The 12,080-nt window shown below is 38.6% G+C and carries 14 protein-coding genes; 10 read left to right on the forward strand and 4 right to left on the reverse strand.

The window, feature by feature from the left end; translation table 11 throughout:
• Positions 1 to 19: 19 nt before the first annotated feature.
• The 3 genes from ACXACQ_RS16925 to ACXACQ_RS16935 are packed head-to-tail and all read right to left on the reverse strand — an operon-like array spanning position 20 to position 1,902.
• Positions 20 to 700: a LytR/AlgR family response regulator transcription factor gene (locus ACXACQ_RS16925; protein WP_474977149.1), complete on the reverse strand. Its 681-nt coding sequence runs from the start codon at positions 698 to 700 to the stop codon at positions 20 to 22.
• Between the two features lies 1 nt (position 701).
• Positions 702 to 1,733 (reverse strand): sensor histidine kinase, encoded by a 1,032-nt coding sequence (locus ACXACQ_RS16930; protein ID WP_474977150.1) that lies wholly within the window; start codon positions 1,731 to 1,733, stop codon positions 702 to 704.
• A 10-nt stretch (positions 1,734 to 1,743) separates the two neighbouring features.
• Positions 1,744 to 1,902, reverse strand: coding sequence for a hypothetical protein (locus ACXACQ_RS16935; protein WP_474977151.1), 159 nt, complete (start codon positions 1,900 to 1,902; stop codon positions 1,744 to 1,746).
• Positions 1,903 to 1,961: 59 nt separating this feature from the next.
• Here ACXACQ_RS16935 and ACXACQ_RS16940 point away from each other — a divergent pair, with 59 nt between their 5' ends.
• From ACXACQ_RS16940 to ACXACQ_RS16985, 10 genes are all read left to right on the forward strand, one after another.
• Positions 1,962 to 4,340 (forward strand): TonB-dependent receptor domain-containing protein, encoded by a 2,379-nt coding sequence (locus ACXACQ_RS16940; RefSeq protein WP_474977152.1) that lies wholly within the window; start codon positions 1,962 to 1,964, stop codon positions 4,338 to 4,340.
• A gap of 5 nt (positions 4,341 to 4,345) precedes the next feature.
• Entirely contained in the window at positions 4,346 to 4,768 is a 423-nt protein-coding gene (locus ACXACQ_RS16945; RefSeq protein ID WP_474977153.1) for a DoxX family protein, read from the forward strand.
• Positions 4,769 to 4,807: 39 nt separating this feature from the next.
• Complete coding sequence (locus tag ACXACQ_RS16950; protein ID WP_474977154.1) at positions 4,808 to 5,647, forward strand: DUF2911 domain-containing protein; 840 nt, start codon at positions 4,808 to 4,810, stop codon at positions 5,645 to 5,647.
• 16 nt (positions 5,648 to 5,663) lie between these two features.
• The gene (locus tag ACXACQ_RS16955; protein WP_474977155.1) at positions 5,664 to 6,671 is read left to right on the forward strand and encodes a YncE family protein; all 1,008 of its coding nucleotides are present in this window, start codon (positions 5,664 to 5,666) and stop codon (positions 6,669 to 6,671) included.
• Positions 6,672 to 6,776: 105 nt separating this feature from the next.
• Complete coding sequence (locus tag ACXACQ_RS16960) at positions 6,777 to 7,412, forward strand: NAD(P)H-dependent oxidoreductase (protein WP_474977156.1); 636 nt, start codon at positions 6,777 to 6,779, stop codon at positions 7,410 to 7,412.
• Positions 7,409 to 8,185 (forward strand): type 1 glutamine amidotransferase domain-containing protein, encoded by a 777-nt coding sequence (locus tag ACXACQ_RS16965; RefSeq protein WP_474977157.1) that lies wholly within the window; start codon positions 7,409 to 7,411, stop codon positions 8,183 to 8,185. The genes ACXACQ_RS16960 and ACXACQ_RS16965 overlap by 4 nt, the downstream gene beginning before the upstream one ends.
• Positions 8,175 to 9,269, forward strand: coding sequence for an L-dopachrome tautomerase-related protein (locus ACXACQ_RS16970; protein WP_474977158.1), 1,095 nt, complete (start codon positions 8,175 to 8,177; stop codon positions 9,267 to 9,269). The genes ACXACQ_RS16965 and ACXACQ_RS16970 overlap by 11 nt, the downstream gene beginning before the upstream one ends.
• Entirely contained in the window at positions 9,266 to 9,781 is a 516-nt protein-coding gene (locus ACXACQ_RS16975) for a lactoylglutathione lyase family protein (protein WP_474977159.1), read from the forward strand. Before ACXACQ_RS16970 ends, ACXACQ_RS16975 begins: the two co-directional genes overlap by 4 nt.
• Before the next feature lie 37 nt (positions 9,782 to 9,818).
• Positions 9,819 to 10,328 carry an SRPBCC domain-containing protein gene (locus ACXACQ_RS16980; RefSeq protein ID WP_474977160.1) on the forward strand — a complete coding sequence of 170 codons (510 nt, stop codon included), beginning with the start codon at positions 9,819 to 9,821 and terminating at the stop codon, positions 10,326 to 10,328.
• A gap of 27 nt (positions 10,329 to 10,355) precedes the next feature.
• Positions 10,356 to 11,126, forward strand: a complete 771-nt coding sequence (locus ACXACQ_RS16985) for a siderophore-interacting protein (RefSeq protein ID WP_474977161.1) — start codon at positions 10,356 to 10,358, stop codon at positions 11,124 to 11,126.
• Between the two features lie 150 nt (positions 11,127 to 11,276).
• On the opposite strand, the gene ACXACQ_RS16990 is transcribed toward ACXACQ_RS16985, so the two are convergent.
• Positions 11,277 to 12,065, reverse strand: coding sequence for a DUF4249 domain-containing protein (locus tag ACXACQ_RS16990; protein ID WP_474977162.1), 789 nt, complete (start codon positions 12,063 to 12,065; stop codon positions 11,277 to 11,279).
• Positions 12,066 to 12,080: the final 15 nt, after the last annotated feature.

A 12,080-nucleotide genomic window follows, 5' to 3' on the forward strand; every position in this document is an offset into this window, starting at 1 on the left:
TAGCAAAATTAACAAATTATTATTTTAGAAATTTATTCGTGAAAGATTCTTTATAGGCTCTGCCAATAGGTATTATATCTTTCTCCGATAAATAGATTTGGTTGCCGGATACTCTTTCTATTTTTAAGAGGTTTACCAGGTAGGATTTATGTACTCGTATGAATTTGTTGCCTGCCAGCTTCTGCTCCCAAAAAGACAATGTCTCCGAACTGATATGTTTTTTTTCTTCCAGGTGCAGTTCGGTATAGTCCATATCAGAGTTAATGTAGAGAATGTCTGCACTGTTTATTTTTATATAATCATACCCGGATTTTATAAAGAAGGTCTGTTCCTCATTTTCAGCAGTTAGCATGGCGGACTTATTTATCTTGTTTACGGCTTTTACGAAGCGGTTGAAGGAGAATGGCTTTATAAGGTAATCTACCACATCTAGTTCATAGCTTTGTACAGCATAATCAGAGAAGGCCGTGGTGAGTATGACTGCCGGTGGGTGAGATAAGGTTTTTATAAGATCAATGCCCGAAATTTTTGGCAGGTGAATGTCTAGAAATATAAGATCTATGGTTTGTTTTTTTAGAAATTCCAGTGCCTGTATAGCATCGGTGAAAGTGGCTATAAGCTGTAGAGATCCCAAGTCTGTAATGTACTTTTTTAGCACTCGCTGCGCAGGAGCCTGATCTTCTATAATAATACAATCCATTTTACTGAACCATGAGCTTTAGTTTTAAAAATACTTTATAAATATGCTCTTCCTCCTTAATGCTGAGCTCGTAAGCTCCGGGATAAAGCAGTTGAAGCCTTTTCTTTACATTTTCCAGACCTATTCCTTTAGAAAGATCATTGGTGTTAGTTACTGGTGAAAAACTATTCTCACAGGTGAAATGGAGAACATCTTCTTTCAGTTCTATGCCCAGATCTATTTTTATATCTTTCACTTGGCTGGAGGAGCTATGTTTGAAAGCGTTCTCCACAAATACAGACAATATCAACGGTGCTATTCTATAGCCGGGATTAATATTATTAACATTGAAATTGATTTCGCCCCGGTCTTCAAACTGAAGTTTACTTAAGTTAACAAAATTTTCCAGTTGTTGAATTTCATTTTGCAGAGAGACATACTTCTCTTTGCACTCATAGAGCATATAGCGTAGCACACTACTCAGTTCCAGAATTATTTCCGGTGTTTTTGGAGATTGCTCTATGGCATAAGAATATAGGTTGTTAAGATTGTTGAAGAGAAAATGAGGATTAATTTGAGATTTTAGGTATTGCAGCTCACTATCTTTCATGGCCATTTGTAGCTGTTCTACCTGGCGCTGTTTGGTAAGTGCATCCCAGGCAAATTTAAACCCGGCCAATATGGTGATAGTAGGTAATGCATCTAGCAGATTAATGAAAATACCCGGAAACTTTGTACCTCTTGTAGTAGGATAAAATATTTTTTCAATAATGGCCTCTTCTATAAATATGACTACTAAAATCAGCACCACTACGTAGATAATGAAGTGCAAGTATTTTTTGAGGTATAAAAAGTTAGGTAATAGGTAATAGTTGATTACTGCTGCTGCCAGTGCATAGTTGGCAAATATTACTACTTCTGCCAGGTCTACCTGCTTTTGCTCATGAAAGCAGCGGGTGTCATAGGCAAAGAATATAAACACCATAGCATGCAGTAATACCTGAAATATGAGTTCGTAAAGGTTTAGCTTATTTAGAATGCTTTTTTCTCTCATAACTGTAAAATTAAGCACAAACTGTGGCATGGTAAGAAAAAAGCAGGTAAACAGCACATTTATACTGCCCACCAGTGTAACCCCAACCACATCCTGTATTTAGAGAGGTTTTTACCATCAGGAAATGATAGGCTATGTCGTTCGCGTGATCAAAAATGTCGTTGGCCATGATCGATTTTCTTATATAAAGTTCTCAGCTCTCCTTTGCTGCAAATAAAGTTAAAGATCGTGAGTAGAATAATTCAAGTAATCCTTTTAGTACTGCTTTTTGCAGGTAACCTGGCTGTGCAGGCACAGGCTCCTGTATCAGTGAAGGGTAAAATTGTAGAACAAAATGGCGGTGCTGCTATATCTTATGCCTCAGTAGCAGTGATGGGCGTAGCAGACAAAAAAGTTATAACAGGAGCCACCACAGGCGAGGATGGCACCTTTTCGTTTAAAACAAATAGCTCAGAAGGCATATATTTCGAAGTAAGTTTTATTGGTTATAAGCCAAAAGAAATTCATCAGTTTACCATTAATAATGGCGTCATTGATCTTGGAAATATAGCTCTGGGAGAAGATAGCCAAACGCTGCAGGAAGTAGAGATTACTGCTGAGAAATCATCAGTAGAGTTTAAGCTCGATAAAAAAGTATTTAATGTAGGCTCTGATTTGAGTACCGTAGGTGTAGGTGCGCTTGATGTACTTAATAATGTTCCGTCTGTGAATGTAGACATAGAAGGGCAGATCAGTTTAAGAGGAAATACCGGAGTACAGATTCTTATTAATGGTAAGCCCTCTGTGCTGGCCGATGAGCAAAGCAATGCCTTGGGCACGCTTACAGGAGATATGATTGAAAGCATAGAGGTGATTACTAATCCATCAGCTAAGTATGAAGCCGAAGGATCATCAGGCATTATCAATATCATTCTTAAAAAGGAAGAGAAAAAAGGGTCTAACGGATCAGTTTCTATAAATACAGGTATTCCTAATAACCATAGCTTGGGTTTTAGCTTAAACAAACGTACAGAAAACTTTAATTTGTTTACCCAGTTAGGAGCGGGTTTGCGTACCAGAAATAGGGAATCTAAGAGCATAAACCAAAGCTATAGCGGGGGTTCCGTAATAGAGGGGTATGGAGATGAGGAGAAGACAGAAAAGTTTGTGAATGCCACCTTGGGAGCTGATTATTATATCAATGATTTAAATGTTATTACCTTATCTGGTAATGTAGCCTATGAAAAAGAAAGTGAACCTTCGGAGTATGATTTCTATACGTACCAAGAAGGACAGCTGGTAAACTATTACCAGAGAAATGGTGAAACTTCGGCTAACAATCCAAAATTTCAATATGATCTGCAATACAAAAAGGAGTTTAAGAATAACAAGGATCATTCTCTGCTATTTAGTGCTACCGGAAATTTCTTTGGAAAAGACCAGTCGTCTGAATTTACCAATACACTGATAGAAGGCGATAATGTAGCAGATAATCAAAAAACGACTACAGATTTCCATCAGGATGACTACATTTTCAGTTTAGATTATACTAATCCGCTTACTAAGCAGGTAACGCTGGAAACTGGTGCTATGTACGAAATTAATGATGTAGCTAATGATTACGCTGTATACCAAGACGAAAGTGCTGAATGGACACTAGATCCTAACTTATCTAATAATTTTGAATATAATCAGAAAGTATTAGGTGTATATGCCACTGGAGCATACGAGGGTAAAAAGTGGGGTGTAAAAGGTGGCTTAAGATTAGAAAATACTGATTTAAGTACCGTTCTTACCACCACCAATGAGTCTAACCAGCGAAATTATACCAACCTGTTTCCATCACTACATACATCTTATAAGTTCAGTAAAATGTTTTCCCTTCAGGCTGGTTATTCAAGGAGAATAAGAAGACCAAGGCTTTGGGATTTGAACCCATTTTTTAATATTCAGAACACGTACAGTATAAGAAGGGGTAATCCGGAATTAATGCCTGAGTTTGCAGACTCTTACGAGCTTACTTCTATTATGATGTTCTCGAAAGTATCATTAAATGCCAGCATTTATTACTTATATACTGATGATGTAATAGAGTCTGTGTCATATTATCAGGATAATGTTAACATCAATCAGCCTGAAAATATAGGAACCAGAAAGCAAACCGGTTTTGAAATGAACGGCAAGTATGATCCTGCCGACTGGATATCGTTTAATGGCGATTTTAATTATGGTCATTTCAACCGAGAAGGATTTTTTAATGACCAGAACTTCGATTTTCAGGGTAGCCAGTGGACCTCTAAGTTGAGTACCAAAATAGTATTGCCTGCAGATTTTGAAGTGGAGCTATCAGGTAATTTTGAGTCTAAGTATAAAACCGTTCAGGGAGTAAGATCTGGTTTTGCATACGCTGATGCCGGTATGCGCAAAAAGCTGAAAGGAGGAAAGGCCGTAGTTAACCTCTCCGTGAGAGACATATTTGCTTCGCGTATTCGTGAAAGCATAGTTAGCCAGGATGATTATTACCTCTATAATTTTGGTAAAATGGGTACATTCTTTACGCTGGGCTTTAGCTACAGCTTTGGCAAGGGTGAGGCCATGACTTATTCGGGTGGTGGCAGAAGACATTAATACACATGCACAAGTTTTTTATTAACTATCCCGAATGGCCATTGGGGAATACTATCGGTCTGCTGTTTCTAAGGTTATTTGCAGCAGGCTCGCTGCTGGTAAGCCATGGTTGGCATAAGTTAAATATGCTTTTTTCTGCAGAGCCCATTAAGTTTATGGATCCGCTGGGGATTGGAGAAGAGGTGTCTTTGGGACTTGCCACATTTGCTGAAGTCCTATGCACTACACTGATTTTAATAGGACTGCTTACCCGATGGGCATTATTTCCCCTCATAGTTAACTTTTTAATCATTGTACTTGTGGTACATGCAGGAGGGGGATATGCCGCTATGGAGATTTCTCTTTTTTATCTGGTAGCCTTTATGTGTTTGCTATTTATGGGGCCGGGAAGCTGGTCTATAGATGCATACCTAAGTAAGCGAAATTGAATTTTGATTCTTAATATTATCTAAAACACTTATACCTATATGAAAAAATTAATGATTACTACTATGCTGATGTTAAGTGCCGTATTTGCAAGCCAGGCACAGCGAATATCTACTCCACAGGCGTCTCCAACGCAAACTATCACGCAGAATTTTGGTTTAGGAACTATTCAGCTCTCTTATAGCAGGCCTGGCTTAAAGGGCCGTAGCATAGGAGATGGGTTTGTGCCTTATGACAAAGTGTGGCGTACAGGAGCTAATATGGCCACTACATTAGAATTTAGTAATGATGTGGTTATTGGCGGTAAAGATATTAAAGCTGGAAAATATGGGCTTTTGAGTATTCCTGATGCCAAAGAATGGGTGGTAATCATCACTAAAGATCTTAATATCAATAATCCTAGCCTTTATAATCAAAATAATGATGTGGTGAGGTTAACCGTGCCTGTAAAGAAGTTAACTGAGTTGGTAGAAACCTTTACTATAGATTTCACTCAATTTACAGGCAGTAGCTGTGTGCTTAATTTAGAATGGGAGCATACACTTATAGAAGTGCCTATTACTACTAACACCGATCAGGTGGTGATGAAAGAGATTGAGGACATTTTTAAGCAGGATAATAAGCCTTACTATGCTGCCGCTCAATATTATTATGATAATGATAAAGACCTAAAACAGGCCAAAGAGTGGATAGACTTGGCTAGTGCAGACCCTCGTAGTGCAAGAATGAACCACGTATGGTGGTTAAAAGCTCGCATTTACAAAGCTTTAGGAGATAAAAAGGGAGCTAAAACTGCCGCTTTGGAAACTATTAAGGTAGCCAAAGCTAATAACAATGAAGATTATCAACGAATGGCTCAGTCGTTAATTGATGCTCTTTAAAATTTGAGCTTAAAATATGAAAAGTATAATTTTAATTAAGCTCGCTACAATTTGCCTTGTATTTGTATATGGCAGTGGCTATTCTCAAGATGTTCTTGTAGTAAATAAAGTAAGAAGCAATGCTAACTTGCCTGGAAGTGTGGCTTTTATTGATTCAAAAGAAGGGAAGGTAATAAAAACAGTAGCTGTAGGTAATGAGCCACATGAAATTGCCTTATCTGATGATGGAAAATATGCGTTGGTCACCAATACAGGCAGTTATAAAGAGCCAAGCAATGAACTTTCATTAATTGATATAAAAAATCAAAAGGAAAAATACAGGATCGACTTGGGGGCTATGTGGAATCCGCATGGCGTATTTTTCTTTAATGGTTATTTTTATTTCACGGCTGAAGGTTCCCGAGTGGTTGGGGCTTATCAGCCAGAGACCAATAAAATTACATGGATAAATGGTACTGGTCAGGATCAGACACATATGCTGGTAATGACTGATGATGGTAAACACCTAATATGTACCAACCGGGGTTCTGGTACTATCTCTATTTTCAGCCTCAAAGGAGATGATCCGATGAAGGGCGGAGCTTGGAAAGAAAATATCATAGAGGTAGGTAAAGCTCCAGAAGGCTTGACGCTTTCACCCGATGGCGAACAAGTGTGGGTAGGACTCAGAGGTGGCAATGCTATTGTAATTGTAGATATAGTGACCCAAAAGTTATTAAATACATTTCCGATCAATTATGGTGTAGCCAGAGTGAAGTTTACTTTAGATGGAAAGTACCTGTTGGGTACGGATTCCGGAAAAGGTGATTTAGTGGTTATTGATCCTAAAAAACAGGTGGTAATTCAATCTATTCACTTAGGGGCAAGTGCTGAATCCATCTTCTTACTTCCTGATAATAAACATGTTTGGGTGGGAGTCACTAATGAAGACCATATCGCAGAAGTAGATCTTGAATCCATGAAGATCAGCCGTCTTATCCATTCTGGCAAGGGGCCAGATGCAATGGTTTGGATAGGCAAATAATCTTAGCTCTATGTATAATTAAAATTATACATAGAGCTAATTTAACTTATTTTTATTATAAATAATGAGAGCCTAGCTTTGTAAAGAATTTAAGAGAAATACTTTATGAAAAAGGTTTTTGTAATTAACGGAGGTAAGCGGTTTGCACATTCACAAGGTAGATTTAATAAAACGCTGATAGATCTGGATCAAAGTTTTTTTACGGCTAAAAATGGTTTTGATCTTCAGGTAACAGATATTAACGACCCTTATGATCTGGAGCAGGAAATAGATAAGTTCGTTTGGGCCGATGTAGTAGTTTATCATTTTCCTGCCTGGTGGATGGGAATGCCGTACGCCTTAAAAGAATATATAGATAAGGTTTTTACTGCCGGCCATAGAAAAGGAATGTACCGCAGCGATGGCAGAAAAGATGAGAACCCTGCCATTAATTATGGTACAGGTGGGCTTCTGCAAGGCCGAAAATATATGGTTACTACCACTTGGAATGCTCCGGAAACGGCTTTTACACTACCAGGCGAGTTTTTCAAAGGGAAAAGCGTGGATGAAGGCATTTTGTTCGGTTTTCACCGTATGAATGAGTTTATCTCTTTAGAAGCTCTGGAAAGCTTCCATTTTCACGATGTAGAGAAAAACAATAGTCCGGAAAGAATGGAGGAGCATAAACAGAATTATCTCAGCCATTTGGAGAAGGTGTTTAGAGCTACCGGTTCAAACATTAGCAAAACAACTAAGCAATGACATTTAAACATTTAATTAGTGCTGTATTTATGGTTGCTGCGTTTTTAGTTACTAATCCATTACTAGCACAAAATAATAATAAGATGGAAAAGAAAATACTATTTGTAGTTACCAGCCATGCCGAGAAAGGCAATACAGGAGAGGAAACAGGTTATTATCTTTCTGAAGTATCACATCCTTGGAAAGTATTTAAAGATCATGGTTTTGAAATGGATTTTATTAGCCCTAAGGGTGGTAAAGCTCCGGTAGATGGTTTAGACCTGAAAGATCCTATTAACAAAGAGTTTTGGGATAATGAGAAATATCACCATAAAATAGATCATACTTTAAAGCCCTCCGAAGTGAAAGCTGAAGACTATGTAGCCATTTTTTATGCTGGCGGACATGGTACCATGTGGGATTTTCCTGATAATAATGAAATAGCTGCTTTGGCTGCAAAAATTTATGAAAATAATGGCGTGGTAAGTGCCGTGTGTCATGGTCCGTCAGCATTGGTAAATCTTAAGTTGAGTGATGGATCCTATCTGGTAAGTAATAAAAAGATCAATGGCTTTACAAACGAAGAAGAAACTGCAGTAGGTCTTCAGGATGTAGTGCCGTTTTTGCTGGAAGACAAGTTAAAGGAAAGAGGAGCCATATTTGAAAAATCTGCGCCCTGGCAGTCGCACGTGGCAGTAGATCAGCGCGTAGTTACAGGACAGAACCCTCAATCAGCGCATGCGGTAGGAGAGGAGACGATAAAAGTTATAAACGGAGTTCAAAATGAAAAATAAAATGGTATCTGTGATGAAAGCTACTTGGCTTGGCCTTCTCTTACTCCCCATGGTAGTAGCTTGTGGAGGCAAGCAACAGGCCGATCAGGAAAGTGAAGCAATAGAAAGCAAGGCAGACAGTTCAATAACGGTAGCAGAATTTTATGGCCAGCAGGTTACGGGTGTTTCCGTAAGTGATAATGGACGTGTCTTTGCTAATTTTCCAAGGTGGCGAAAAGGCGTGAATAATGCAGTAGTAGAGGTTCATGGCGTGGCCGACAGCCAAGCATACCCTAATGAAAACTGGAATGGATGGGAGATAGGAGATGCTCCTTCAGATTCGGTATTTGTAGCGGTGCAGTCGGTAGTGGCTGATAACGATAAGCTATATGTATTGGATACCCGAAATCCCATGTTTCAAGGGGTGCTGAATGCGCCAAGAATCTTCGTTTTTGATCTTGATACTAATAAGTTAGTGGATGTGCTACAGCTTGATAATGAGGTTTATAAAACCAATTCGTATACCAATGATCTGCGCATAGACCACGAGAATAACTGTATTTATATTACCGATTCTAATGAGCCAGGCTTAATAGTGTATTATCTGAGAAGTAGAAAAAGCAGGCGAGTTTTAGACCAGCACTATTCGACCACTGCAGAAAAAGATCATTTAATGATTATGGGAGAGAAATGGGGAGGAAAGCCGGTTCATTCAGACGGTATTGCACTTAATGATAATAATAAAAGGCTTTATTATCATAGCCTTACGGGGTATACGCTTTACTCAGTGCCTGCTCAGCTGCTGGCTATAGGTACAGAAGAGCAGATAGAAGCAGAGATAAGGAAGGAAGCAGAAACTCCGGCACCCGATGGTATGATTTTTAGCAATGAAGAAAAGCTCTACATGGCTGATCTGGAGAACCAGAAAATAGTTTATCTGGATAAAGAGGGCAATTTACAAACTTTCTATAGTGGTGATCATGTGAAATGGGCTGATACATTTAGTATTTATGATGGTTATTTATACTATACAAATTCAAGAATTAATGAAGTGAAAGGTGATGCCTCACGCCTTACATTCACTATAAATAAAATTAAGTTATGACCTCAAATAAAGCAAATAGGCCATATCCTAAAACCTTTTCACATATAGGTATTACCGTGCCGGATATAGATAAGGCAGTAGAATTTTACACCACCGTTATGGGCTTTTACACTATAATGGAACCAAGTGTGATACAGGAGGAGAATGATACGGCCATAGGTAAAATGTGTATAGATGTGTTTGGTGAAGGTTGGGGATCTTTTAAGATAGCTCACCTCTCATCTGGAGATGGTATTGGGTTTGAACTATTTGAGTTTAAAGAAAGTAAAGATTTGAAACCTGAATTTGCCCCGTTCAGGTCCGGATTATTTCATTTTTCAGTGCAGGATCCTGACGTAGAGGGTTTGGTAGAGAAAATTGTGGAAGCAGGAGGTAAGCAGCGAATGCCAGTGAGAGAGTATTTTCCAGGAGAGAAACCATATAGAATGTGCTATGTGGAGGATCCATTTGGAACGGTTTTCGAAATATATTCGCATTCTTATGAGCTGCATTATTCCGCAGGGGCATATTGAAGATAAAGTGAAGTTGAACGTTTAAAGTAAAAATAAAATGAGTGATATAAAATGGCCACAGGGATTTATACCGGGCTTAACAGATAATTATGTTTCTAATGAGGTAATAATCAAAGGCTTAACGGCCGATCAGGTGTGGGAATCTATAGTAGACACTTCTGCCTGGCCTTTGTATTATAGCAATGTTTCTGATATTCATTTCTATAATCATGAAGCACCTTTACTAAAGTCAGGAACCAGGTTTAAATTCACCACATTTAGCTTTTTAGTGGAGGCAGAGGTAGTAGAGTTTCAGCCTCCGGCAGCTGACGGGGTAGCACGAATAGCATGGCATGGCTGGGTAGAAAATGAAGGAAAAACAGTGCTGGATGTACATCATGCATGGCTTTTTGAAAATCTATCTGAAGGCCGCGTACGTATTCTTACTCAGGAAACACAAAATGGAGCACCTGCCAGGGAGTTAGCTACTACAAAGCCAAATCCGATGCTAAATGCTCATCAGGAATGGATAGAAGGTTTAGCAGCGGCAGCGAGTAATATAAAATAATGCAGAAACAGGTAAAATAATGATATTATGAATAATCCATTTATGCGAGCAGTGTTAACAGTGAAGGAAAAGATTCAACTTACCCCTCACTACATCAGAATAATTTTAGAAGGGGATGAAATAGACGTTTTTGCTCATGCTAAGGTGGGTGATAATAATAAAATTATTTTACCTGTAAATGGAGTGGTCAACTTACCCGAGGGAAGGGATGGTATGGACAGGAGCCGTGTGCGTACTTACACCTTGCGTGCTTTAGATTTGGAGAAAGGTGAAATGGTAGTGGATTTTGTGGCACATGGTGATGAAGGACCTGCTTCTGGCTGGGCCATAAGTGCGCAAAAAGGAGACCAGCTAGGGGTACTTATGAAAGCGAAAAATAATACCTTATTCGAAACAGCGAGCAACTATTTTTTCATGGGCGATCATACCGCCCTACCTGTTATTAGCGTAATGCTTGAATCTTTGCCAGACCATGTTAAGGGAAAAGTAATCCTTGAAGTACGTGATGAACATGATATGCTGTCATTACAAAAGCCAGCTGATGTGGAAATAATATGGACTTATAATAATCAGCCAGGTAAGCAAGAGTTGCTTTCATCACATTTATCCGCAGAAGATCTTCCATCAGACATATTCTTTTTTGCTGCTGCCGAATACCAATCTATAAGAGCCATTAGAGAAAAAGTATCTCAGGCTAATTTGGAACGCAGCCAGTGGAGAGCATATTCTTACTGGAGATATGGTGAAAGTGAAGACGGCTCAGCACAACAAAGAAGCCAGATTGCGCATAGGGGTTGAATTGTCTAAAACCTCAATTTTAAAATATAGCACTATATCTATTTATACAAAATGGTGATTTTAGTATAATAAAGAGGCAACAACAGATTAAATAAATACATTCATTAATCTGTTGTTGCCTATATGAGAGGTTAGGGTATTATCATATTGCTAATAGGAGGCCTGTTCTGTTTTGGTTTGAATAGTATAAGCCGCGAATATGCCAAGTGCCGGGTCTCCTCCAATATTATTAGGAGGGTTTGTAGGCGTAGTTCCTCCAATAGGTCCACCACCAGAAAATTGTGAAAGTGTATAAAAGTAGGTGTAAGTGGCCATATCAACACACCTCATTTCCACGGTTACAGAGTCTCCTTCTTCTATCTCCATATCAGGGCTGAAAATGGATCGTTCGTTAACGGTTCCATTATTTAAGTTGTCATTAAAAACATAATATGATTCGTCCACTTCGCCATTTACTGTAAGAAGAAAGCGATAGCGATTATCCGGAGTTTCAGGATCTTTATATATAGGCAGCGCAGTAAAATCTCCATCAGGCCCGGACGATTCCTCAAATTCCAAGGCATCAAAATTCACCTTATGAGGCATGGTAGAGGTAGCCGTATATTCTTTCTCATCAATATTGATGGTTAAATAATAGGTATTTCCTGGTACACCTGTTACAGTGTGGGTTTCATATAACCCATCAGATACTTCAGAGAGTGTATCTATATTATTATGATTATCAGATATCACTACCAAGGCACCTGTAACAGCAGGATAACTGTTAGATTCGCTAAAATTTACTGATTGAGTAATCCTCACATAATAAGGGCCTGGAGCATCGGTTATACTCCCATCTATTACCACCTGTGATTCTGAAGAGTTCAGATCTATGTCTATTTCTTTTTCACATGCTGTGAAGAGCATGACAGAAATAATGAGTACAAATATATTTTTCATGTTATTAGATTAAAT

The sequence above is a fragment of the Fulvivirga sp. AWR4_260 genome, from assembly GCF_056158185.1.

Coding starts and splice junctions, on each gene's coding strand:
- ACXACQ_RS16945 (WP_474977153.1), top strand. CDS start 4,346: ATGCACAAGTTTTTTATTAACTATCCCGAATGGCCATTGGGGAATACT.
- ACXACQ_RS16990 (WP_474977162.1), bottom strand. CDS start 12,065: ATGAAAAATATATTTGTACTCATTATTTCTGTCATGCTCTTCACAGCA.
- ACXACQ_RS16950 (WP_474977154.1), top strand. CDS start 4,808: ATGAAAAAATTAATGATTACTACTATGCTGATGTTAAGTGCCGTATTT.
- ACXACQ_RS16930 (WP_474977150.1), bottom strand. CDS start 1,733: ATGAGAGAAAAAAGCATTCTAAATAAGCTAAACCTTTACGAACTCATA.
- ACXACQ_RS16975 (WP_474977159.1), top strand. CDS start 9,266: ATGACCTCAAATAAAGCAAATAGGCCATATCCTAAAACCTTTTCACAT.
- ACXACQ_RS16925 (WP_474977149.1), bottom strand. CDS start 700: ATGGATTGTATTATTATAGAAGATCAGGCTCCTGCGCAGCGAGTGCTA.
- ACXACQ_RS16960 (WP_474977156.1), top strand. CDS start 6,777: ATGAAAAAGGTTTTTGTAATTAACGGAGGTAAGCGGTTTGCACATTCA.
- ACXACQ_RS16985 (WP_474977161.1), top strand. CDS start 10,356: ATGAATAATCCATTTATGCGAGCAGTGTTAACAGTGAAGGAAAAGATT.
- ACXACQ_RS16970 (WP_474977158.1), top strand. CDS start 8,175: ATGAAAAATAAAATGGTATCTGTGATGAAAGCTACTTGGCTTGGCCTT.
- ACXACQ_RS16935 (WP_474977151.1), bottom strand. CDS start 1,902: ATGGCCAACGACATTTTTGATCACGCGAACGACATAGCCTATCATTTC.
- ACXACQ_RS16965 (WP_474977157.1), top strand. CDS start 7,409: ATGACATTTAAACATTTAATTAGTGCTGTATTTATGGTTGCTGCGTTT.
- ACXACQ_RS16980 (WP_474977160.1), top strand. CDS start 9,819: ATGAGTGATATAAAATGGCCACAGGGATTTATACCGGGCTTAACAGAT.
- ACXACQ_RS16955 (WP_474977155.1), top strand. CDS start 5,664: ATGAAAAGTATAATTTTAATTAAGCTCGCTACAATTTGCCTTGTATTT.